Annotated in this window: 21 protein-coding genes; 11 read left to right on the top strand and 10 right to left on the bottom strand. The window is 60.9% G+C overall.

All coding sequences use genetic code 11. The features are described from left to right. Positions 1–235: 235 nt before the first annotated feature. A complete protein-coding gene (locus ABRA89_RS13245; protein WP_349941968.1) occupies positions 236–565 on the bottom strand; it encodes a DMT family transporter in 330 nt (109 codons plus the stop codon). Between the two features lie 179 nt (positions 566–744). On the opposite strand from ABRA89_RS13245, the gene ABRA89_RS13240 reads away from it, so the two are divergent. The 7 genes from ABRA89_RS13240 to ABRA89_RS13210 all read left to right on the top strand — a co-directional run bounded on the left by ABRA89_RS13240 (position 745) and on the right by ABRA89_RS13210 (position 8,505). After that, positions 745–2,406, top strand: coding sequence for an electron transfer flavoprotein-ubiquinone oxidoreductase (locus tag ABRA89_RS13240; RefSeq protein ID WP_349941967.1), 1,662 nt, complete (start codon positions 745–747; stop codon positions 2,404–2,406). Between the two features lie 139 nt (positions 2,407–2,545). Further along, on the top strand, positions 2,546–3,394 hold the full coding sequence (locus ABRA89_RS13235) for an SDR family oxidoreductase (RefSeq protein ID WP_349941966.1): 849 nt from the start codon (positions 2,546–2,548) through the stop codon (positions 3,392–3,394). A 118-nt stretch (positions 3,395–3,512) separates the two neighbouring features. Further along, a complete protein-coding gene (locus ABRA89_RS13230; RefSeq protein ID WP_349941965.1) occupies positions 3,513–3,857 on the top strand; it encodes a copper resistance CopC family protein in 345 nt (114 codons plus the stop codon). 10 nt (positions 3,858–3,867) lie between these two features. Further along, positions 3,868–4,758 carry a copper resistance D family protein gene (locus ABRA89_RS13225; protein WP_349941964.1) on the top strand — a complete coding sequence of 297 codons (891 nt, stop codon included), beginning with the start codon at positions 3,868–3,870 and terminating at the stop codon, positions 4,756–4,758. A 126-nt stretch (positions 4,759–4,884) separates the two neighbouring features. After that, on the top strand, positions 4,885–6,483 hold the full coding sequence (locus tag ABRA89_RS13220) for a long-chain fatty acid--CoA ligase (protein WP_463671297.1): 1,599 nt from the start codon (positions 4,885–4,887) through the stop codon (positions 6,481–6,483). A gap of 44 nt (positions 6,484–6,527) precedes the next feature. Continuing rightward, the gene (locus tag ABRA89_RS13215; RefSeq protein ID WP_349941962.1) at positions 6,528–8,156 is read left to right on the top strand and encodes an acyl-CoA synthetase; all 1,629 of its coding nucleotides are present in this window, start codon (positions 6,528–6,530) and stop codon (positions 8,154–8,156) included. A 13-nt stretch (positions 8,157–8,169) separates the two neighbouring features. Beyond that, positions 8,170–8,505 carry a GlpM family protein gene (locus ABRA89_RS13210; protein WP_349941961.1) on the top strand — a complete coding sequence of 112 codons (336 nt, stop codon included), beginning with the start codon at positions 8,170–8,172 and terminating at the stop codon, positions 8,503–8,505. On the opposite strand, the gene ABRA89_RS13205 is transcribed toward ABRA89_RS13210, so the two are convergent. The 8 genes from ABRA89_RS13205 to lgt form a co-directional block, all read right to left on the bottom strand. Then, positions 8,392–10,188 carry a DUF4166 domain-containing protein gene (locus ABRA89_RS13205; RefSeq protein WP_349941960.1) on the bottom strand — a complete coding sequence of 599 codons (1,797 nt, stop codon included), beginning with the start codon at positions 10,186–10,188 and terminating at the stop codon, positions 8,392–8,394. The two genes, ABRA89_RS13210 and ABRA89_RS13205, sit on opposite strands and share 114 nt — an antisense overlap. Before the next feature lie 242 nt (positions 10,189–10,430). Beyond that, positions 10,431–12,011, bottom strand: a complete 1,581-nt coding sequence (locus tag ABRA89_RS13200) for a BCCT family transporter (RefSeq protein WP_349941959.1) — start codon at positions 12,009–12,011, stop codon at positions 10,431–10,433. Positions 12,012–12,117: 106 nt separating this feature from the next. Then, complete coding sequence (locus tag ABRA89_RS13195) at positions 12,118–12,921, bottom strand: endonuclease/exonuclease/phosphatase family protein (RefSeq protein ID WP_349941958.1); 804 nt, start codon at positions 12,919–12,921, stop codon at positions 12,118–12,120. 195 nt (positions 12,922–13,116) lie between these two features. Next, positions 13,117–14,613 carry an AMP nucleosidase gene (locus tag ABRA89_RS13190; protein WP_463671294.1) on the bottom strand — a complete coding sequence of 499 codons (1,497 nt, stop codon included), beginning with the start codon at positions 14,611–14,613 and terminating at the stop codon, positions 13,117–13,119. Between the two features lie 180 nt (positions 14,614–14,793). Continuing rightward, positions 14,794–16,779 (bottom strand): methyl-accepting chemotaxis protein, encoded by a 1,986-nt coding sequence (locus ABRA89_RS13185; protein ID WP_349941956.1) that lies wholly within the window; start codon positions 16,777–16,779, stop codon positions 14,794–14,796. A 266-nt stretch (positions 16,780–17,045) separates the two neighbouring features. Beyond that, the gene (locus ABRA89_RS13180) at positions 17,046–17,630 is read right to left on the bottom strand and encodes a hypothetical protein (RefSeq protein ID WP_349941955.1); all 585 of its coding nucleotides are present in this window, start codon (positions 17,628–17,630) and stop codon (positions 17,046–17,048) included. Positions 17,631–18,165: 535 nt separating this feature from the next. Continuing rightward, positions 18,166–19,269 carry a class I SAM-dependent methyltransferase gene (locus tag ABRA89_RS13175; protein ID WP_349941954.1) on the bottom strand — a complete coding sequence of 368 codons (1,104 nt, stop codon included), beginning with the start codon at positions 19,267–19,269 and terminating at the stop codon, positions 18,166–18,168. Next, positions 19,266–20,159 carry a prolipoprotein diacylglyceryl transferase gene (gene lgt / locus ABRA89_RS13170; RefSeq protein ID WP_349941953.1) on the bottom strand — a complete coding sequence of 298 codons (894 nt, stop codon included), beginning with the start codon at positions 20,157–20,159 and terminating at the stop codon, positions 19,266–19,268. Before lgt ends, ABRA89_RS13175 begins: the two co-directional genes overlap by 4 nt. Positions 20,160–20,413: 254 nt before the next feature. On the opposite strand from lgt, the gene ABRA89_RS13165 reads away from it, so the two are divergent. From ABRA89_RS13165 to ABRA89_RS13150, 4 genes are all read left to right on the top strand, one after another. After that, positions 20,414–20,677, top strand: coding sequence for an accessory factor UbiK family protein (locus ABRA89_RS13165; RefSeq protein ID WP_349941952.1), 264 nt, complete (start codon positions 20,414–20,416; stop codon positions 20,675–20,677). A gap of 299 nt (positions 20,678–20,976) precedes the next feature. Then, positions 20,977–21,480, top strand: coding sequence for a type III secretion system chaperone family protein (locus ABRA89_RS13160; protein ID WP_349941951.1), 504 nt, complete (start codon positions 20,977–20,979; stop codon positions 21,478–21,480). A gap of 5 nt (positions 21,481–21,485) precedes the next feature. Then, positions 21,486–22,307, top strand: a complete 822-nt coding sequence (gene proC / locus ABRA89_RS13155) for a pyrroline-5-carboxylate reductase (protein ID WP_349941950.1) — start codon at positions 21,486–21,488, stop codon at positions 22,305–22,307. Between the two features lie 41 nt (positions 22,308–22,348). Further along, a complete protein-coding gene (locus ABRA89_RS13150; RefSeq protein ID WP_349941949.1) occupies positions 22,349–22,702 on the top strand; it encodes a tRNA-binding protein in 354 nt (117 codons plus the stop codon). A gap of 40 nt (positions 22,703–22,742) precedes the next feature. Here the strand turns inward: ABRA89_RS13150 and ABRA89_RS13145 are convergent, their stop codons facing one another. Further along, the gene (locus ABRA89_RS13145) at positions 22,743–23,168 is read right to left on the bottom strand and encodes a MarR family winged helix-turn-helix transcriptional regulator (protein WP_349941948.1); all 426 of its coding nucleotides are present in this window, start codon (positions 23,166–23,168) and stop codon (positions 22,743–22,745) included. Between the last annotated feature and the right edge of the window lie 268 nt (positions 23,169–23,436).

The following is a 23,436-nucleotide window of genomic DNA, read 5'->3' as shown; positions in this document are numbered from 1 at the left end:
ACGACGACCCGTCTCCACCACCGAAAGTCGGGAAACTTCGTGACTGTGAGTATGACTATCCATACTCACTGTCTCTTACGTCAGATCAGACCCAACAAGGCGGTACCCGGCGGGTGCTTACGAATATACCGCCACCTGCGTCGAAGAAGTCACGAAGACAGGCCGGATGCATTTGGCGAAGTAATGCCGAGAACCCTCGCTCCTCAGGATCGATCACGCACCGGCGGATGGCCGGTCAGTGGCCGACGGTTTGGGAGAACAGGTTGATAACGAGGACGCCGGCAAGAATGAGTGCAAGGCCCGCGAACCCCGCAAAATCGATCGAGGAACGAAACCAGAAGAGGTCGATGAGCGCCAGGAGCACGATCCCGGTGCCTGACCAGATCGCATAGACGATGCCGACAGGCAGCGACCGCAGCGACAGGGACAGGAAGTAGAAGGCCAGCGCATAGGCGATGACCGTGACGATCGAAGGTGCGAGCCGCGTGAATCCGTCGGTTGTCTTCAGGGCTGTCGTGCCGACGATTTCGCAAATGATCGCGATGAGAAGATAGAGATAGGTCACGAACGCGCATCGCTTCCAAGCTGTGGTCGATCTCGTCTTCTGAACCCGGCGAATGGGTGAAGCAAGTTAGAGCTCTAATCTCTGTTCGTTTGACGCTTCGGGCGAAGCCGTTAGAACCACTCCAAAGCGTTCCGCCGCCAGCCATCTCTGGCACCGACTTCGAAAGCGATCTTCTGCCCATGTCCATGACAACCGAGACCGAACCGCGCGAATCGATGGAGTTCGATGTCGTTATCGTCGGCGCGGGACCAGCCGGTCTCGCAGCGGCGATCCGACTGAAGCAGATTGACGAGGATCTGGCGGTGGTCGTCCTCGAAAAGTCCGCCGAGGTGGGCTCGCATATCCTCTCAGGCAACGTCCTCGATCCATCGGCGCTCGATGCCCTGCTGCCGGAATGGCGCCAGGAAGAGACGCCGATCACCCAAGAGGTGACCGAAGACCGCTTCTATTATTATGGGCCCCAAGGCTCGGTTCGCCTGCCGAACGCCCTGATGCCGAAGCTGATGAACAATCACGGCAACTACGTCGTCTCACTTGGCCTCGTCTGTCAGTGGATGGCGGAAAAGGCCGAGGCGCTTGGCGTCGAGATCTATCCGGGATTTGCTGTCAGCGAACTCCTGCTCAACGAAGAGAACCGGGTCGTCGGTGTTGCGACGGGCGACATGGGCATCACGCGCGAGGGCGAGCAAGGCTCGCAATACCAGCGCGGCATGGCGCTTCTCGGCAAATATGTCTTCCTCGGCGAGGGCGTGCGCGGTTCTCTCGCAAAGCAGGCGATTGCCCAATATGGCCTCGACACCAACCGCGAGCCACAGAAATTCGGTCTCGGCATCAAGGAGATGTGGGAGGTCGCCCCGGAAAAGTCGCATCCGGGCCGGGTGCAGCATTCGTTCGGCTGGCCGCTCGAAGGCGGAACTGGCGGCGGCTCCTTCCTCTACCATTTTGGTGACAACCGCGTTTACGTCGGCTTCGTCACCCATCTCAATTACAAGAATCCCTATCTTTCGCCCTTCGAGGAGTTCCAGCGCTTCAAGACCCATCCCGACGTCGCCGAGCTGTTGGAAGGCGGAACACGCATCGCCTACGGTGCCCGCGCCATCACCGAGGGCGGCTGGCAATCCGTACCCCGGCTCGATTTTCCGGGCGGTGCGCTGATCGGCTGCTCGGCGGGCTTCGTGAACGTGCCGCGCATCAAGGGCGCGCATAACGCCATGTGGTCGGGGATGCTGGCGGCGGAGAAAGCCGCCGAGGCGATCGCGGCCGGCCGCGCGAACGATCGCTTGGAGGATTACGAGCGCGAATGGCGGTCTTCGGCGATCGGGCGCGATCTCAAGCCCGTGCGCAACGTCAAGCCGCTCTGGTCGCAATATGGCACGGCGCTTGGCATCATGCTGGGCGGCATCGACATGTGGACGAATTCGCTCTTCGGCTTCTCGCTGTTCGGTACGAAGTCGCACGGCAAGCCCGACCACGAATGCCTGGAGCCGGCGGAGAAATTCAAGCCGATCGCCTATCCCAAGCCCGACGGAAAGCTGACGTTCGACAAGGCTTCCTCTGTCTATCTCTCGAATACCAATCACGAGGAAGACCAGCCGGTCCATCTTCAGGTGAAGGACCCCGAACTCCAGCATTCGTCCGAGCTGAAGGTCTATGCGGGCCCGTCCCAGCGCTACTGCCCGGCTGGCGTCTACGAGTGGAACACCGAGGGCGGCGAGGAGACCTTCGTCATCAACGGCCAGAACTGCGTCCATTGCAAGACCTGCGACATCAAGGACCCGAACCAGAACATCAACTGGGTGCCGCCGCAGGGTGGCGAAGGGCCGGTCTATCAGGAGATGTGATGCGTCGGAGGGGCGGCAGCGAAAGCGTTCAGACGCGACTTTAAAAACGGATCGATCGTCCGCAACGGGGTCGCGCCTGACGTGTTTGTCTTCGGAGTTGAGGCGCGAAAGCGCTGTCAGGAACATCGAAGGACGAACCATGGCCAGCGAAATCCCAGCGCAGCACCAAGATCGCACGCCCGGCTCCGAAGCTGCGATGAACCCGGCTCCCGACTACATGCCGCGCTATAAAAGTTCCGAGCGCGCGAAGGACAAGGTCGCCATCGTGACCGGTGGCGATAGCGGCATCGGCCGCGCGAGCGCCGTGCTTCTCGCCCGCGAGGGAGCAAAGATAGCCATCGTCTATCTCGACGAGGAAAAGGACGCCGAGACCACGAAAGCCGCGGTTGAGGAAGAGGGCAGCGAATGCCTGCTTGTTAAGGGCGACGTACGCGAGAAAAGTTTCTGCATGCGAGCGGTCTCCCAAACGGTCGAGCGTTTCGGAAAGCTCGATATCCTCGTCAACAATGCTGCCCATCAGGCCGTCGACGAAAACTTTCAGGAGCTTTCGCAGGAGTCGCTCGCAAAACACTTCGAGACGAACGTCTATGGCTATGTCTACATGATGCAGGCCAGCCTCGATCACCTCAAAGAGGGCTCGACCATCGTCAACGTGACTTCAGTGAACAGCTACAAGGGCAACGATACACTGATCGCTTATTCCTCAACGAAGGGTGCGATTACGGCTCTCACGCGTTCGATGGCGTCGAACCTCGTCGACAGGAAGATCCGGGTCAACGGCGTCGCTCCCGGCCCTGTCTGGACGCCGTTCATTCCGATGTCGATGCCGGCCGACATGGTTGAAGACTTCGGGGCCGGCTCTCCAATGGGACGGGCGGGGCAGCCGAACGAGATCGCGCCCTCGGTGCTGTTCCTGGCATGCGAGGACTCGTCCTTCATGACCGGCCAGGTTCTGCATCCGAATGGCGGTAAGATCGTTGGGGCGTAATGTGCCTCGCCGCACGCGCAGGCCCTTTGCTCCGACCAAGGGAAAGGGCTGGGAGGCTTTTCACCGCGTTGCTTTTATCACGGAGCTGTGATTGCGTAGATCCCAACAGGAGGGTCCAATGAAGTCAATCATATCCGCAAGCACGCTTTTTCTGCTTGTATCGGCATCAGCGGTGCTGGCCCATTCGAAAAGTGAGACGATGCCTGCGGATGGTGAGACCGTCGCGTCCCTCGAGACGATCTCGATGGAATTCGACAAGCCGATGCGGGTCACGGCATTTACGCTTTCGAAGAGCGGCGAGACGCTGGCCACCGACAGCGAGCAAGGAACGGACATGGTGAGCCAATACCAAGCCATGCCCGAATCCGCGCTCGCACCGGGTGACTATCTGGTGGAGTGGCGCGGTCTTTCGCAGGATGGTCATCCGATGCAGGGTGAATTCAGCTTTACCATTTCCGAATAAACGGGTTCTCGTGGTTTTATTCGAGGGTCTCGCACCGATCGACGGCTTTGTGGTCTCGGCCATCGTGGCGAAGGCTCTCTCTTATGCTGCAGCATTCCTTTCCATGGGAGGCGTCCTCTTTGCGGCGGCCTTCCCCGAACTTCCCCCTCGCGCTCGTTCGGCGCTCCGGCGGGCGACCGCGGCGGCGGCGGTCGCGGGTCTCGTGCTGCTCGTCCTGAGGATCGGCCTGCGCGCTGCCCGCATATCAGGCATGGGCGTCGACGGGATGACCGATCCGGTGATGGTTCTGATCGTGTGGGAAAGCCCACTCGGAACGGCGGTGTTCGTCCAGGCGCTTGGCTTCCTCCTTGCGCTCGCAGTCCTCGTACGCGGTCCAATTCCGCAGACGGCCTCGGTGATCGGCGCGACGCTGATCGCGATCGCTTTCACGGAAGTCGGTCACAGTCTCGGTGATGAACGCGCTATCCTCGCCACGCTCCTGACACTCCATCTGCTCACCGGGGCATTCTGGGTGGGCGCCCTCTATCCACTGTCGCTCGCGAGCGGTGATGTCGACGAGGGGCCCGCCATCCTCGAACGCTTCGGGAGGATCGCCGGCGGGACCGTGCTCGTACTGATTCTGGCGGGGCTCACATTCGCCTGGATTTCCGTCGGGTCGCTGGCGGCACTGACGGCTACGGCTTATGGTCTGACGCTGCTCGCAAAGATCGCGTTCGTCGCGCTGCTTCTGGGGTTCGCTGCCCTTAACAAACTGCGCCTCGTTCCGGCGATCAGGACGGGCGCGCCGGGCTCCGTATCGGCGTTTCGCCGGTCCGTCCTTGTCGAAGGCGGGATCGTCGGGCTCATCTTTCTCGCCACGGCCATCCTCACCAGCATCACGACACCGCCGATGAATTTGTAGTCCCGGAGTTCGGCTTCAGCATTTTCCCTGGCCAATGACCAAACTTCGTCGGGCCGCGCGAATCTGAAAAATCCGTGCTAGCCTGCCCGCAAAAGTCTTTGAGAGGAGGCGCCCGTGCAGGCCTTGATGATGGACGTGCCGCTGCTGGTTTCGAGCATTCTCGACCATGCCGCGAAATACCATACGGATACCGAGATCGTTTCGGCTGGGCCGGGCGGCGTGATCGACCGGAAGACGTATGGCGAGGTGGCGAAGCGCTCGGCCCAGCTTGCTCATGCCCTGGACGAACGGGGAATGGTCGAGGGCGACCGGATCGCGACGCTCGCCTGGAACTCCAATCGGCATCTGGAACTCTATTTCGGTGTCGGTGGCTCCGGCAAAGTCTGCCATACGATCAATCCGCGGCTCTTTCCCGAACAGGTTGCCTTCATCCTGAACCACGCCGAGGATCGGATGGTCTTCGTCGAGCCGATGTTCGTGCCGCTCCTGGAGAAGCTCGCCGACAAGATTCCGAGCGGCGCGACAATCGTCGTCCTCGGCGACAAGAGTGAGCTGCCGACTTCGGATGTTCTCTCGGACCTCATTGCCTATGAGGACCTGATCGCCGGGAAGCCTGAGACCTACGACTGGCCGCTGCTGGACGAGAATACGGCGTGCAGCCTCTGCTATACGTCCGGCACCACGGGCAATCCGAAGGGCGTTCTCTATTCGCACCGCTCGTCGGTGCTTCATGCCATGGCAATCAGCTGGGTCGATGGGATCGGCCTTGCGGGTACGGATTGCGCCTGCCTCGTCGTGCCGATGTTTCACGTCAACGCCTGGGGACTTCCCTATGCCTGTCCGATGATGGGCGCCAAGATGGTCATGCCGGGCGCCAATCTCGACGGCGCGAGCCTCCAAAAACTGTTCGACGAGGAGGGCGTGACGATGTCGGCAGGCGTGCCGACAGTCTGGATGGGCCTGACGGCACATATGGAAGAACAGGGCGCGACGTTCAAAACCCTCGATCGGGTTGCCGTCGGCGGTTCGGCGATGCCCTCACCGCTGATCGAGCGGATGAACAAGCTCGGCGTCTCGGTGCGCCACGCCTGGGGCATGACCGAGACGAGCCCGGTCGGCCTTGCGAGCGCGCTGAAGCCAAAACATCGCGACCTTTCGGATGAAGCGCTCCTCGAACTCAATTCCAAGCAAGGCCGGCCGCTTTTCGGCATGGAGTTCCGGGTCGAGAATGCCGATGGCAAGGAAGTTGCGCGGGACGGCAAGGAGTACGGCGCGCTTCTCGTGCGCGGGCCATGGGTGGCCGAGCGCTATTTTGGCGCGGACTCCGAAAGTTCGTCTTTCCGCGATGATGGCTGGTTCGAGACCGGCGATGTCGTCACCATGGATGCGGATGGCTACGTGCAGATCGTCGACCGCACCAAGGACGTCATCAAGTCGGGCGGTGAGTGGATTTCCTCGATCGAACTCGAGAACGTCGCGACCGGCCATCCGGCCGTTAAAGAGGCGGCTGTCGTCGCAAAGAGCGACGAGAAATGGGGCGAGCGACCGGTCCTCTTCATCGTCCTGAAGAACGGAGGCGATCACCCGTCGAGCGCGGATATGCAGGCTTTCTACGAGGGCAAGGTCGCCAAGTGGTGCATTCCAGACGACGTGCGCGTGGTCGAAGAGCTGCCCCACACCGCGACGGGCAAGCTGCGCAAGACCGATATCCGCGATATGCTCTGAAGAAGCGCTCGCGAAAGAGACGGCCGGGAGGAAACTGAAACCGCATGACCGCCAATATCTATGAGACCGATCTTCCGAAGACCGGCGCAAACTACGTTCAGCTGTCGCCGATCGCCTTCATCGAGCGCGCGGCGTCGGTCTATCCGAACTACACGGCGGTCGTGCACGGCAATATTCGCCGGACTTGGGGCGAGACCTTCACCCGCGTGAAGAAGATGGCGAACGCCTTGAAGAAGCGCGGCATCGGGCCGGGCAAGACGGTTTCGGTGATACTCGCCAACACGCCGGAAATGTTTGAGCTGCACTTCGCGGTGCCCATGACGGGCGGCGTTTTCAACACGATCAATACACGGCTCGATGCGGCGACTGTCGGCTTCATTCTCAACCATGCCGAGGCCGACATCTTCATGGTCGACCCGGAATTCGCCGACGTCGCCAAGGGCGCGGTCGAGAAGGCGGGTCGCGATGTGTTGATAGTCGATGTGCCGGACGAGATGTATGAGGGCGGCAACGGCCCGATCGGCTCCATGACCTATGACGAGCTTCTCGCCGAAGGAGATGCGGACGCCGATTACTGGAAGCCGGACGATGAATGGTCGGCGATCAGCCTCAATTACACCTCAGGCACCACGGGCGATCCGAAGGGCGTCGTCTACCACCATCGCGGCGCCTATCTGAATGCGCTGTCGAACGCCCATGACTGGGGGATGCAGCTGCACCCGGTCTATCTGTGGACCCTGCCGATGTTCCACTGCAATGGCTGGTGCTATTGCTGGACGCTGGCCGCGCTCGGCGGCACCGCCGTCTGCCTCAGGGCCGTGCGTGAAAAGCCGATTCTCGATCTCATCCGGCAGGAAAAGGTGACCCATTTCTGCGGCGCGCCGATCGTCCTCAACACGCTGGCGAGTGCGCCGGACGAATTGAAGAAGGATCTGCCGTCGCCGATCTACGCGATGACCGCCGCCGCGCCGCCGCCGGCTGCGGTCATCAAGCGGGTCGAGGCCATGGGCATTTCGGTGACCCATGCCTATGGCCTGACCGAGACCTACGGACCTGCCGTCGTCTGTGCCTGGAAGTCAGAATGGGACAAGCTGCCGGACGACGAACGCGCAGCCATGAAGGCGCGGCAGGGAGTGCGCTATACCGTGCTCGACGACATCATGGTGGCCGATCCCGATACGATGGAGCCGGTACCGAAGGACGGCGAGACGATCGGCGAAATCTTCTTCTCCGGCAACAACGTGATGAAGGGCTATCTGAAGAACCCGGAGGCCAACAGGAAGTCCTTGCGCAACGGCTGGTTCGCCTCGGGCGATCTCGCCGTCATGCACGAAGACAATTACATCGAGATCAAGGATCGCTCGAAGGACATCATCATCTCGGGCGGCGAGAACATCTCCTCGATCGAAATCGAGGGCGTCCTTTACAAGCACGACAAGATCGCCGAAGCAGCCGTCGTCGCGCGGCCCGATGAGAAATGGGGCGAGACGCCTTGCGCCTTCGTCGTGCTGCGGCAGGGCGAAACGATGACCGAGGACGAGGTCATTGAATACTGCAAGGAGAACATGGCCCGCTTCAAGGCGCCCAAGACCGTGATCTTCGACGAATTGCCGAAGACCTCCACCGGCAAGATCCAGAAATTCGTGCTGCGCAAGAAGGCCGAGGAGCTCTGAGGCTCGAGCGGCGATGGTCTACGAGTTCGTCTGGAAGGGGATCGTCGGCGGTATTCTGACCGCGCTGATCGTCATTGCCTCGAAGAAGGGGGATGTCCTGCCGGGCATCCTGCCGCTCGCGCCGACCTTCGCCATCATCGCGCTCATCGCGGTCGGTGCAAAAGGCGATCCGGCCGGCTTTCGAACGACAGCTCTCGCGGGGATGAAGACGATCCCGGCCTATTTCACCTTCCTCCTAGTGGCCTGGTATCTGGTCTCGCGCTTCGACTACAAGATCGCGATTATCGGTGGCATGGTGGCTTGGTTCGCGGTGGTAGGGCTGATTTTCTACATCACGCGAAATGCCTGATATCACGAGGTCGGTCGGTGCGTCCGGCTCGAGCCAGCCGCGATATGCGCCGATCAGTCCGACAATCGGCGCACGCATTGTGACATCGAAACGAAACCGGCCGTCAGCCACGGTCTCGAAAGTACCGTCGGCAGGCCGCAGCGCGCGCGGCATCGGCACTTTGAAAAACGACCAGCGGCGCGGCAGATAGTTGAGCCGGCCATCCTCGACGACAAGCGCGACAGCCACGTCGATCGGGCCGAAACGCTCGCGCAGGAGATGGATATCGCGCCCTATACCCGGGCGCTGCCAGCTGACGAAGCGCTTTTCACCAAAGCACCGCTCCCAACGCTCGCCCCCGTCGGGCAATTGCTCGACGGTGACGGAGACAGGTACCTGGTTGCCGGCAGGTGGCAGGCCGATCACCTTGCCGATAAACCGCGCCAGTGGGTTGCGACCCCGTTCGACGATGGCGCGGCCGCTCCAGAGCTGGGGTGTCTTTGCATCGTGGAAGCGTCTGATTTCTTTCGAGAGATCGTCGAACGCCGAGCCGAGAATTCGCCGATAGAGCGGTGCGTTCGTCTCGACCGGGCCGCGAAAGCCGGTGACGATCGTCCGTTTGGCGAAGAGTGCGTCGTAATCGGAGAGTTCCAGCGCATGGGTTGCGGGACGCGCGCCTGTCTCGGGCCGCTTGGCTTCGAGGCAACCACGTATAATCGCTTCTGCGGCCATTGACGGTATCAGCGGTCCGTCGTCGCCCTCGGCCAGCATGTGCCAGGATCGGAGCACATCGCTCCTATCCCGCGTTCCGGTTACTTCCACGAACATGCCGCCCCGATGCTCGCCAAATTTCATCAGGTTGAGCACGCGGTAGAAGAGGGGCGCTAACGGCAGGATCGATGGAAGGTTTAGCCGGGCGCGCGCTTTCGCCAGAAGATTGAGCATGCGGTGCAGGATCTCCGGCACCGGCCCGGCGCCGATCCATATCTCCTCCAAACCCGGATAGTCCGGCGGAACGACCTGAAGATCAGGCACGTCGACCAGCGAGAAGCGGATATTTCGCAGAGGCAGGCGGCCGGGCGGCGCAATCGTATGGTGGATTGATTCGGCAAGGCCGAGACCCGTAGCGAGCCTGCCGCCGCGCGTCAGTTTTACGGGGCTGCCGGCATAGCCCGTAACGGCGCGCATCACGTTGAGGCCGATGCCTGCATGGGGCGAGGGGGCGATACCAGCCCGGATCGTACGAACCTGATCCATTTCCCTCGCGAGTTCGCGGACAACGGCGGCGGTTAGCACCGGAAAGCTGCTGACGCCGGAGAGCACGAAGACCCCCGCTGCACGGGCAGCTTCATCGTATTGGGAGACGCCGAAGACGAAGTCGGCACCGTCGGCGAAATCGCAATAGTCGATCCGGTTGGTGATGCACGCCTCGACGACAGAATAGGCATTCTTGCCGTAATTCTGGAATGGACCGGATGCGTCGACGACAAGGTCTGGCGCGAGCTCGGAAAGACGGTTGGCCAGATTACTGCGATCGATCGCGATCGGCGCGACCTTGGCGGGTCCCGGGAAGGCGGCGGAAAATCGCTCGGCCTTTTCGCGGCTTCGCCCGCAGACCAACAGTTCGAGGTCCGCTCGGTCCGCAAGGAGATGAGCCAGCCGGCCACCGAAGACGCCGTAGCCGCCGAGGATCATCACGCGCATGCAGATAACCTGCAGCCGGTACCCGTTTGATAGCCCTGAAGTCTGGGCGGACTCGTCGTCGATGGCAGCTTTGGCGGAACGTCAAATGACATGGCGCGGACCGTAAGCCGCGACTTGACTACCGGCAAGCGCGATACTCGCACGCGTCATTATGCCCTCGCTATGGATCGCTCAAGGCCAAGCAGACGGCTTCGATGCGGCATATTCCGTTCGCCTTGGCGAAGGCGCGGTCACCGCAACCGCTATTCGCCCGGGGCATCCGACATTTTGCGTGCTTCGTGCTGGTTCGCCGCCACAGGCGCTCCATGAAGGTCCTGAAGCTCCCTCAATATCTTCATACGGTCCCGGTCAAGCTCGCGGAAGAGCACGAAGACCATCGCGTAGATGATGAAGGTGAAGGGCAATGCGGCGAGGATGGCGGCCGCCTGCAAGCCCTCGAGGCCGCCGCTCGCGATCAGCGTCAGCGTAATTGCGGCGAGCAGGACGCCCCAGGTGAGGCGCTTGAAGAGCGGCGTGTCCGCCTCGCCGTTATGGGTCATCTGGGCGAGAATGTAGGAGGCCGAGTCCGCCGAAGTGATCAGGAAGATCATGATCAGCAGGATGCTGAGCAGCGAGAATATCTGCGTCAGTGGCAGGAGCTTGAACAGTTCGAACAGGGCCGAGGTTATGTTGTTGTCGACGGCATCGGCGAGCCCGGCATTCTGGGTAAGCTCCAGATGAAGTGCCGCGCCGCCGAAGACGCCGATCCACAGGATGGCGAGAAGCGGCGGCATGATGAGAACACCGAGGACGTATTCGCGGATCGTGCGGCCGTAGGAGATACGGGCGACGAAGGTGCCGACGAAGGGCGACCACGCGATTACCCATGCCCAATAGAAGATCGTCCAGTCGTTCGCCCAGGTCGAACCGTCGAACGGCGTCGCCTTGAGACTCATGACGAAGAAGTTCTGCAGATAGTCGCCGAAGCCGGCGACAATGGTTTCGGCTATCACCCGCGTTGGCCCGACGATGAAGACAAACAGCATCAACAAGCCTGCGAGCGCCAGATTGATGTTGGAGAGAATCTTGATGCCTTTGTCGAGGCCGGACGAGACCGAGAGGAGGTAACAGGCGGCGAGCACGGCGAGAATGGAGAATTCGACGAAGGTGTTCTTCGGAATGCCATAGAGGATTTCGAGGCCGCCGTTCATCTGGAGGACGCCGAGACCGACAGAGGTGGCGACTCCCATGACGGTCGCGACGACGGCAAAGACGTCGACCGCATTGCCGATACGCTTTGCACCCGGCAGCTTCGACACCGGTTCCTTGAGGACCGTCGAGACGAGACCCGGTTCGTTCCGGCGGAACTGATGGTAGCCGATGATGAGGCCGACGATGGCGAAGGTCGACCACTGGTGAACGCCCCAGTCGAAGAAGCTGTACTGGATGGCGAGTTCGGCCGCGGCCGTCGAGCGGGATTCGGCAAGGCCATAAGGCGGCGTAACGAAGTGCTTCATGGGTTCGGCCATGCCGTAGAAGACGAGGCCGACGCCGAAGCCGGCCGCGAGCAGCATGGCAACCCAGGAAAAGAAGGTGAATTCCGGCTGGCTGTCAGGCGGGCCGAGCTTGATCGAGCCGTATTTCGACAGGGCAAGATAGAACAGGATCAGGACGAAGCCGAAGACCGAGATCAGGTAGAACCAGCCGAAACTTCGGACGGTCCAATCGAGCGCGCCTTGAGCGTTCGCCTTGAAGAGATCGGGAAAGCTCGCGCCGAGGATCACAAGCGTGACGATGATGACAGCGGAAGCGATGAAGACGGGCTGACGGAGTGTCTGAAGCATCGGAAAATCCTCTTCTGCTTCAAGACATTAGGTCACACCCGTCGAATGCCCAACAAATAGTCGCATCAAAAAGTGCTAAATTTTTGATCTGAATACGCTTTTTGTCCTATTGCCGTAGGGCGAAGCGCGTCAGCACCGGCAGGTGGTCGGAGGCTGTCGGCTCTATGGTTCCTGTCGAGAGAATCTCGATCTCGTCGGAGACGAAGATATTGTCGATCGGCAAACCGATGAACGATTTCCACGAGACCGGTAGAGCGTAGGGTGCGAAACTCGCGCCAATTCTCTTGACGGGGTGGGTATTCGTCGCATCGGCATAGACGTCCAATGCCGCGCTCCAGGGCGCTGCGTTGAAATCCCCGCCTATAATCAGCGGTGCCTGAAGTTCCGACAGAATGGGCGACAGCGCTTTGATCTGGGGCCATTGTTGATACGGCCAAGGCCAGACGAGGTGCTGCGAGGCGACGGTAAGCGATTGGTTCTCGGCAAGCTCGATGCGGGTGGCAACAAGACCAAGCCGATCGATGCAGGCAGTATCATTCTCGATGATCTGAAATTTCGACAGGATCACGTTTCCGCCGAGCGGCTTCTCCACCCCGCAGAGCACACGATAGGGATAGATGTCCTCGACTGCAGAGAGTGCGTCGACCCATCGCTCCTTTGCTTCCTGGAGCGTGACGATATCTGCTCCGACTGATCGAATGAGTTTAACCGCAGGCGCGGCCTCCGCATCGTACCGCAGATTCATTTGCAAAAGAGAAGCCGTCGGGCGGTCTGCCGATCGAACTGTGTCGTTACTGGCGCCATAGCCGTAAAATGGCGCAGTCAAAAAGAGCGGTATCAATGCGCAGACGAGCAGGAAAAACAGAATTGCGGGTGCGATCCTGACTTTTGTCAGATACATCGCGGCCATACCCGCTATCGCTGTGACTATGAGATGCGCTCTGAAATGTGAAAGCGAGTCGAACGGCTGGAAATACCGCCCGAAGTAGCCCGCGACCAGCGCTGCAAGAACGCCAAGTGTCGCCGCCAAAACGGCAAGCTGGGCGAGCGATCTCAGGCTAACTCGATCCTTGCCGCCAGCCGAAGCAGTCTTATTGGGCATCATTCACTGAAATGCCGTCTCGGTGAAGGACCGCAGCTTACGGGAATGGATGCGCTCGGGCGGCAGTTCGCTCATCAGCTGGAGCGCCCGCATGCCGATCTTCAGATGCTGGGATACCTGACGCCGGTAGAAATCCGTCGCCATGCCGGGCAGCTTCAGCTCGCCGTGCAGCGGCTTGTCCGACACGCAGAGGAGTGTGCCGTAGGGCACGCGAAACCGAAAGCCGTTTGCGGCGATCGTCGCCGATTCCATATCGAGCGCGATTGCGCGCGACTGTGAGAGCCGCTCGATCGGTTCGCGGTGGTCCCGAAGCTCCCAGTTGCGGTTATCAATGGTGGCGACGGTGCCGGTCCGCATGACGCGCTTCAACTCGTAACCGGAAAGCCCTGTCACCTCGCCGACCGCTTCTTCGAGCGCGACCTGTACTTCAGCGAGGGCGGGAATCGGCACCCATATCGGCAGGTCGGCGTCCAGCACATGGTCTTCGCGGACATAGGCGTGAGCGAGCACATAATCGCCGAGCTCCTGGCTCATTCGAAGGCCGGCGCAATGGCCGAGCATCAGCCAGGCATGGGGCCTCAGCACGGCGACATGGTCCGTAATCGTCTTGGCGTTCGAGGGGCCGACGCCGATATTGACCATCGTGATGCCGCTGCCGTCCTCTCGGATGAGATGGTAGGCCGGCATCTGCGGCAACCGGGCCGGCGCCTCGCCGCTCGTCGGCTCGATCTGCCCGGCATGGGTCACAACGTTTCCTGGCTCGACGAAGGACTGATAGCCCTTCCCGCCATCGGCCATCATCTGCCGCGCGATGATGCAGAACTCGTCGATGTAGAACTGGTAGTTCGTGAAGAGCACGAAGTTCTGAAAGTGCTCCGGCTTTGTCGCCGTATAGTGCTGAAGCCGGTGGAGCGAATAGTCGATTCGTTGGCCGGTAAAGGGTGCGAGCGGGCGACCCTCGCCGAAGGGCGGCGAATAATTGCCGTTGACGATCCGGTCGTCGGTTGCCGCCAGATCGGGAACATCGAAGATATCGCGCAAGGGGCCGCCCAGCCGCTCGACCTTTTTCGCCTCCACATAGGAGCCGTCCGGTACGGCGAAATGCAACGGGATCGGGGTTCTCGAATCGCCGATCACGACCGGGACGCCATGGTTCTGGATCAGAAGGCCGATCTGTTCGGTCAGATAGTTCTTGAAAAGATCCGGTCGCGTGATCGTTGTCGTGTAGCGGCCCGGATAGCTGACATGACCGAACGAGAGCCGGGAGTCGATCTTCGCATAGCTGGTCGTGGTGATCGAGACCTGAGGATAGAAGGCACGGATCCGGCCAGACGCCGCGCCGCTGTCTATGATCGCCTCGAAGCGATCGGACAGGAAATGAATGGCGCGCTCGTAGAGGCGGCAGAGTTCGGCCACCGCAGCGCCGGCGTCCTCGAAGCTTTGTCCAGACGCGGCTTCGGGCGTCTCTGCGGCGTCGAGGTCGCTCAAGTTTTCCGGCATCTGTTCCATGCCGCCCAAGCTAGCGGATAAGCTTGAAAGAGGAAGTGGTTTCGTGCCGGCGCTTTTGGACAGCGGTACGCTGCGATCTTCGCCCGAAAGCGCCGATTGCGCCGGCTGGGGATCGCCCAACCGGCGGAGGAATTTTCGTCTCTCGAGTTACGTCCTGTGCAGAGAAGCGGATCAGAATTCTTCCCAGTCGCTTTCATCGAAGGCGGCGGCTGAAGCGCTCTGGGCTCCGGCTCTTGCCGAAGAGCCGCGTTGAGGGCTGGCGGTCCGCTTCGACAGTTCTCGCTGCATCGCGTGGACGGAATTATTGCTGGTTTCGGGAAGCTGCGCTGACGTGTCTGCTGTAACCAAAGTCGGCGCAGCACTGGCAACACGTGGCTTTGCTTTTGCCGTAGTGGTCTGCCTCATCGGGGCTGCGGATGCCGTGCCTTCCGTGCGGAAGCGGCTGACGAGGTCGGCGAGGTCCTCGGTCTCGTCGGAAAGCGTCTTGGCGGCGGCCGTCGCCTCTTCGACCATGGCCGCGTTCTGTTGGGTAAACTTGTCCATCTGTTCGGCCGCGCCCGAGACTTCGCGTAGGCGAATTGCCTGCTCGTTCGCACTCGATGCGATGGAGGCGATGACTTCGGCCATGGTGGCGACTTCCTGAACGATCTCGTCCAGCGATTGCCCGGAGCGCGTGACCAGCGACACACCGTTTTCGACCTGTCCGCTCGACGTGTTGATCAGCTCCTTGATCGACTTGGCCGCTTCCGTTGAACGCTGGGCAAGCGCGCGAACCTCCTGAGCGACGACCGCGAATCCCCTTCCGGCCTCGCCCGCGCGGGCGGCTTCCACGCCTGCGTTCAACGCCAGGAGATTCGTCTGGAAGGCCATCTCGTCGATGACCGAGATGATGGCGTTGATCTCGTTGGAGGAGCGCTCGATGTCGCTCATCGCGCCGATCGCATCGCGAACGATGGCGCCACCTTCCTCGGCCTTTTCCCGTGCAGCGCCTGCGACGGTCTGGGCCCGCTGGGCACCCTCTGCGGTTTCGTTGACGCCGCGGCTGACATCAGAGAGCGCTGCCACGGTTTCTTCGATGCTCGCCGCCTGCTGTTCGGTGCGTTGAGACAGGTCGAGGGAGGCGGTGCTGATTTCGGACAAACCGGTCCTGATCGAGCCCGTGCCCCGCACGACACTGGCGACGACACCTTCCAGCGCTTCCACTGAGGCATTGAACTTGGCGCGGATCGGCTCGAATTCCGGCGCGATTTCCTCGTTCATGCGAACCGTCAGGTCGCCGGCGGAGAGACGATCGAAACCGACCTCCACGCTGCCGACGAAGGTGCGCAGATCCTCTGCTTTTGCGTTGTCGAGCGCGCTCTGGCGCTGCTTGGCTTCTTCCTGGCTCGCGCGGGCGGCATCAGCTTCGCTCGCCAGCCTGTCTCGCTCGACGGCCTGCGCCTTGAAGGTTTCGACTGCCGCCGCCATCGCGCCGATTTCGTCGCGCCGCCCGAGATGGGGAATATTGACGTCCCTGTCGCCGGCTGCGAGCGCGGACATGACTTGCGTCGTCTCACGTATCGGCCCGGTGACACTACGCTTCAGGAAAAAGACAACGATCGCGACGATGAAGGCGGCGATCACGACTCCGAAAAGCGAACCGCGCACGATCTTTTCATTCGCGGTTGCCTGAAGATGTGAAACCTCCCAGCTGGTGACGAGTGTGCCGACGGGTTTTTCCGTCTCTCCGATGGGCGTTGCGGCGATGAAGTGGTTCGACTTCCATTCAGTCTCGAGGCCATCGACATTTTCGGCAAAGGCGCCGAGGTCTCCGAGGCTTGGAAGAGTCTCGCTGGAGAATGTCGTGAGCGCATTACCTTCGCGATCAAGGACGAGCACATCAGAAAGGCCGGTGGTCGGGTCCTGGGCGAGATCCGCATAGACCTTTTCGACGACTTCGGCCTTGGCCCATTTCACGCCGCCGGCCATCTGCTCGGCCATCTGGCTGACAACGATCTTGGTCGATCCTTCCGCCTGATCGAACAGGCTCGATTTCATCCCTTGAAGTTCGAGCGCGACCAGTGCCGCGATGCCGACAAGCACCGGGACAGCCGTAACGATTGCGGCTTTCCAGCTGAGTGAGCGTGTGCGGGCTGTAGAGTGTGACGAAGCGGACATGGGACGAAGGCCTGTCGTTTGATGGCGCGGATCGAGCCGGCACTTGCGGCTCGTGCTTCAGGAAGGTCGAGGCGGATTGGTCCAGAAAGAACCTTGGAACGTAAGCGAATGGACCACTACCGAACCTGTTGTTCGCTCCGGCTCGAGAGTGACCAACTGCCGCAAGGTGGGCCAGGATGGCCGCCCGCATTTCCAGCCTGATGCGTCGCGCAACGGCCCGAAGCCCTACGCGACGAACTGGCTAGTCGTTTCGTTCGAGCGACCGCTCAGATTTCGAGCATATCCAGATTGATGCCCACCGTTGCCGCGCCGATCGCTTCACCGGTTTCCGGATCGACAATCGTGAAGCTCGCCTGCGACTGCAGCATCTGGGTGGACTCGTCCTGCTCGATCTCATCCACGAAGACGGCATCGGCGCCCGCGCCGAACGTCTGCTGCCACTTGGCTTCGTCGCCCTGCCAGTAATCCGACGTCGGATCGCTTTGACCGACATTGAGGCCGCGCGCATCCATCACGAAGACTTCCGTGATGAGACCTTGTTCGCCGTCGCGAACCTGCTGCAGATATTTGGACGCAGCCGACTGAAGCGTCTTGTCCATCAGCTCACCGCCGCCGGCATCGACTTCGGCGCGCCATTTCTGATCCATCGCGTCGATTTCATCCTGCGAAAACGAAGCGGTGCTTGCGTTCTGGGCCTTGATCGCATCGATCAGGACGGCGTCGGTGAGAGCAGCCTTCAGCTTGCCGTTGACGATTTCGAGAACCGGCGCTTCGTGCGGGCCTGCGGCGAAGGCTGTCGTTGCGAATGCCAGCGCGCAGATGGCGCCGAGCATGGTCTTACCCTTGATCATGTACTTCCCCCTCTGAATAATTTCTCCGGACGATCACCGCACGATCGCCACGTCGCGCGGTGCCTTGCGCTCCGAAGTATCGTAAGTCTTGTTGAAAAGAATGAATATTTTACTTCCCCGACGGCAAAATCTTGTCGCGTTTAATAACGGAATAACGAGATGCGACAATAACTCGCGATGATGTCGCTGGTTTAGGGGGAAAAGAATTTGATAATACTATCTGACCGATCAATTTAAACTTTTAAAATTGATGATAGAGCTCGCCTCAAATCTATGGCGCTCGCAGCGAGCCTATAATTGTGCAGAGAGATAGACGAACGCAGCGATGCCGTCCTGACCCGGTCGATCGGGGACGTCGACTTATTGCCGGGCGACCGAGGTGCTCGTTGCTGCGAATCTGATCCGGGTAAGATAGCGGTCAGCGCATTTGTCATGACGCCGCGTGATAATTTTCAGCCGTTTGATGCGGGTGAAGAAGACGCTCGAGTATATTTTTCTGCCGATGGGCACAACGCTGTGTGAGCCCGAACTGGCCCTATCCCGTAGAGAATGGCGGAAGGTCTAACGGAGCGGAGGAAACGGCGAGCACCTTGAAAAGATCGCCCATATCCTGCGGGCCATTTCCTGCAAGCCTTTGAACATCTGCGCGAATCTGGTTTCGTCCCGCTTCATCGAGAGGCGCTCCGAGGTGGCCGGCTCGCTCGAGAAGGCCCATGGAAAGCAGGAAATTGCCTTGTGTCTGGGGAGGTGAGAGCTTGAGACCGGCTTCGTTGAAACGATTGGCAAGGCTTGCGAAGTCGACATGGCTGGTGAGGTCTGCTTCGCCGGGATTGTCGAGAACCGGGACGTATCTGTGTGCGGCAACGGCCTGAAAGCTATCCCCGACGGCGGATCGGGTATGGCCGTAATCGATGAAGAGGCCGGCGCCGCCGTTTCCGTGTAGTCTTTTGCCGAGTTCCACGGCCAGGGCTTCGCGCGCCGGAGAGAACTCTGCCACGGTACCGTCAGCGAAGCTTCGGGTACCGATGGCCGAGAGCCAGGCCGGGAGGCGATCGAGGGGTTTGCCGGCGCCGAAAGCGAAGCCACCCATGCTCTCAAGGCCAATCACCCGCTCGTGCCAGCGGCCTTCCTGAAGCACCGCCTGCCGGATTGGAACAGCATCGAAGAGTTCGTTCGCGACGATGATCGTCGGCATGGCTTCGAGCTCTCGGATTTGCCGGACGCGCTTGATCGGAAGATCGAACCCTTCGAGACGGCTTGCCTGAAGTGCGGCAAGGCGCTCGCTGGTTTCGACAAGCCGGATGCGGGATGCGGCGAGGCAATCGGGTGCGGTCCGGCGGAGCGTGCGCAGGATGTCGGCCATCAGCGTGCCGCGTCCGGGGCCGATTTCAGCGAGCATGAAGGGGGAGGGGCGTCCGAGCCCGGCCCAGGCGCTCGCGCACCAGGCGCCGATCAGCTCGCCGAACATCTGGCTGATTTCGGGCGCGGTCGTGAAATCCCCCGAGCGCCCGAACGGTTCGTGCGCGGAATAGTAGCCATGTCTGCGATCGAAGAGCGCGATCTCCCAGAAGCGCTCGACCGTCACCGGTCCGCGCTCGCTGATCTCCCGTGCGATCTTTTCGGAAAGGACGGAGGTCAAGCCGCCTTCACGTCCTCTTCGGCCTTCGCTCGCTTGGCTGTGATGCGCGGGTCTGTCGCGTGCGAATGATATTTCGAGAAGGCCATACCCCAGATGCCGATGAGCAGCATCGGGATCGACAGCATCATGCCCATCGTCAGCCACCCACCGTAGAAGTAGCCGAGCTGAATATCCGGCATTCGGAAGAATTCCACGAAGATGCGCGAGCAGGCATAGGTGACGAGGAAGAGACCGCCCACGAAGCGCGGCCGTTTGAACATGCCGAAATGGTGGGTCGCGATACGCAGGACGATGAAGAGGAGAATGCCTTCAAGAGCGGCCTCGTAGAGCTGGCTCGGATGGCGCGGTTCTGGGCCTGCGTCGGGAAAGACCATCGCCCAGGGCACGGTCGTCGGCGCACCCCAGAGCTCGCCATTGATGAAGTTGGCGATCCGTCCGAAGAACAGGCCGAAGGGGACGCAGGCTGCCGCGATGTCGAGCATCGACCAGAGCGGCACCTTATGGACGCGGCAGAAGATGAAGATGGCGATGACGACGCCGATGAGCCCGCCATGAAAGGCCATGCCTCCCTCCCAGACCCGGAAAACGGCAAGGGGATCAGCCAGGTAGCGCTCGAAATCGTAAAAGAAGACCGACCCGAAGCGCCCACCGAGAACGATGCCAAGGGTGATGTAGAGGACGAAATCGTCGGCCTCGGTCTTCGTCAGCGGTGAGACGCGGTCGGGCCAGAGTGTGGGATTGCCTGCGATGTGCCGACCATAGAGCCAGCCGCACAAAATCCCGACCACATAGGCAAGGCCGTACCAGCGCAGCTGCAGAAAGCCTAGGTCCAGAAACACCGGATCGATCTGCGGATAGGCGAGAACGCCGAAGGTGGTGAAGGGGATCATCGGGCAGGCCTGTCTTTCGCGAGGACCCGTCAGGCCCCGCGTGATTCGATTGGGGGTCGGTTTGGCGAGGCAGTTTGGCCGGGTCAAGGCGAAGCGTTCGTGCGGTGCCCGCTCGCCGCGTGCGGCTTTAGGACCCTTTCATTGCATTATCGCGACCGAATGGACCGAACGGCATTGCCGCTCGGACAATGCGTCTCTACCTCAGGTGCTGAGCGAGATTATTCGAATTCAGGCATTCAAGAAGGATCGCAACCATGCGCAATCAGGCCCCCAATCGCATTCTCGACGAATTCGCACGCGTGATGACCGATGCCGCCGGAGCAGCTCAGGGTGCTCGCCGCGAGGCAGAGACGTTCTTCCGCGCCCAGGGCGAGCGCCTGATGAGCCAGATGGATATTGTCCAGCGGGAAGAGTTTGAAGCCGTTCGGGAAATGGCGATCAAGGCCCGTTCGGAGAACGAAGCCTTGAAGGCCCGCATCGCGGCGCTGGAAGAAAAGCTCGGCGGGCAATCGTCCTAAGGCGGAGCTTTCGAGCCTCTGCCGAGAGACTGCCGGATTGTTATCCACAGGCACTCCACAGGAATCTTAACGGCTCGTTGACAGATGCAAAGCCCTGACGCGACTCGCCTTTCGACTCACGGGCGAGTCGTCTTTGTTTCAGCAAATGTTTCGGAAGTGTGAAAAACTAAGACAGGGACTTAAGCGCCGGACTCCGCGTCTGTATGCTGGTCTTCGAAGGTGATTCGCCATAGGCGGCGGCGGTTCTCCTTCGCGCCACTCCGAACGGAGCGGCAAGATGCGGCACACGAGGAAAATCCATGAGTCATCTTCTTGAGAACGAGGGCTTTCGACAAGCTCATCCCGTCGACACGATCGAATGGGTCGCGGCGGCGCGCGACTGGGTGTTCGAGCGCTCATGCCAGGACGAACTGGCAATGACGGTCCAGGGCGTCTGGTCCGATTATGCGGTCTCCTTTTCCTGGATCGACAATCTGGAGGCGCTGCATCTCGGCTGCGCTTTCGATCTGAAGGTCCCGCCTCACCGGCGCGAAGAGATCGGGCGTTTGATCGCCCTCATCAACGAGAAACTGGTGCTTGGCCATTTCGGCTACTGGGATGCCGAGGGTGCGGTGATTTTCCGCAATTCGCTGCTGCTTGCGGGCGGTGTCGAGGCGACGAGCGCCCAGGCCGAGGCGATGCTGGCAAGCGCGGTCGATCAGTCGGACCGGTTCTATCAGGCGTTCCAGTATGTGATCTGGGCCAATAAGCCGGCGTCCGAGGCCCTGGCGGCGGCAATGTTCGATACGGTTGGCGAGGCCTGAGCGGCATGGCATTCGACGGCAAGCGCATTCTCGTTCTCGGTGGCGGCAATATGGGCTGCGCCCTGATGGGCGGCTGGCTCGATGGCGGCCTCGATCCTAGTACGCTGCTCGTCGTCGACCCGAGCCGGGGCGAAGCGCTTGCCAAGCTCATTGAAAAGCACGGATTTCGGCATGAGACCGAAGTCCCGTCGGGCTTCGACGCGGACGTCGCATTGATCGCCGTCAAACCGCAGATGATGGCGGATGCCCTGCCAGCGCTCGAGCCAGCCTTGGGCGAGCGGACGCTGGCGGTCTCGATCGCGGCCGGTACGCTGGTCGATACTCTGAGAAAGCATGTCGGCGAGCGGCCAATCGTGCGGGCAATGCCGAATACGCCGTCGCTGATCGGGCGTGGCGTGACTGGCGCCTTCGCCAACGACAAGGTCTCGGCCGAACAGAAAGAGACTGCCGACCAGCTTCTCTCGGCCTCCGGACCTGTGGAATGGGTCGAGACGGAAGAGCTGATCGACGCCGTCACGGGCGTATCCGGCAGCGGCCCGGCCTATGTCTTCCATCTCGCCGAATGCATGGCGAAAGCCGGCGAAGCCGTTGGACTTCCGGCCGATCTCGCCATGCGTCTTGCGATGCATACGGTGGCTGGTGCCGGCGAGCTCATGGTCCGCTCGGACGAGACGCCGGCCAAGCTTCGCAAGAACGTGACATCTCCGAACGGTACGACGGAAGCAGGATTGTCCGTCCTGATGAACGAAGAAAACGGCCTCCCGCCCCTCATCGAAAAGACCGTGAAAGCTGCCCGCGACCGTGCGATAGAGCTTTCGAAAGATTAGCCACGCCTTATGCGCTGGCTGCATGATGTGGGGTGGCTGCAATGAGCGCTGAAACGACCGAGACGATTTCGTTCGACGACTTTCTCAAGGTCGATATCCGCGTCGGTGTGATCGTCGAGGCCGAGCCTTTTCCAGAGGCTCGCAAGCCGGCGATCAAGCTGAAGGTCGATTTCGGCGATGAGATTGGCGTCAAGAAGTCTTCTGCGCAGATTACCAAGCACTACGAGCCTGGCGATCTGGTAGGCAAGCAAGTGATGGCCGTTGTGAATTTCCCGCCGCGCCAGATCGGCAAGTTCATGTCGGAAGTTCTGGTGCTCGGCGTGCCGGACGATGCGGGCGAGGTCGTGCTGATCCGGCCGGACAAGGATGTGCCGATCGGCGGCAGGCTCTACTGAGTAAAGCTTTTTCTCGATCGTCACGATGGTCCGATCGGCGTTATGCCTGATCGCCGCCTGTCCCACCCGTCTGTGTGTCTGTGACCTCGCCCCCCATAGAGAGAAGCAAAACACGCAAGCCGGACGCGAGACCCTCCGTCTGACGGTCATCGAGGGTGTCGAGCGCCACCTCGATCGTCTTCATCGGATCCTTCTTCAGGAGTGTCCGCCCGCGATCGGTCAATTCGAGCCGTTCTGCGCGCCCCCGACCGATCGTGCCGCGCTTTTCGATGAAACCCTTGCTGATCAAGGTTCGCACCGTTCGAGCGACGGCGCCGGAGGCGAGCCCCTGGAAGCGCGCGAGATCGATCGCGGTCCGCAGATGCTCCGGTGCGGTGTTGAGATAGCGCAGGGCTGCCCATTGCGCGGGGAACAGCCGCGCGGCGTAGCCCTGCGAGTGCATGCGCCGCGTCAGTTGTTCAAGCATCCCTGCTATCCTCTGTGTTTCGGAATTCAGATCGCTCGCCATCCGGCTCTTCCCAACATCGCATTGCGGCAGAGGGCGTAACGCCCGAGACCTTCAGGCTTGCTGACGGACAACGGCCATAGGGGCCGATTATTTCAACAAAACTGTGTCGATCGACGTTTCGACCCGACGTCTTCTGGAGAGAAAGTCGGCCAACGCCATTCGGTCGCGCCTGGTGGTTAATCGGGGATGAAAAATGAACGCCCAAAATTGCTGAAACGATAAAGGA

Origin of the sequence: Fulvimarina thalattae, from assembly GCF_040239565.1 — a bacterium.
Lineage (GTDB): Bacteria > Pseudomonadota > Alphaproteobacteria > Rhizobiales > Rhizobiaceae > Fulvimarina.
The sequence above is the reverse complement of the archived record's forward strand: the minus strand, read 5'-3'. Positions and strand labels throughout refer to the sequence as shown.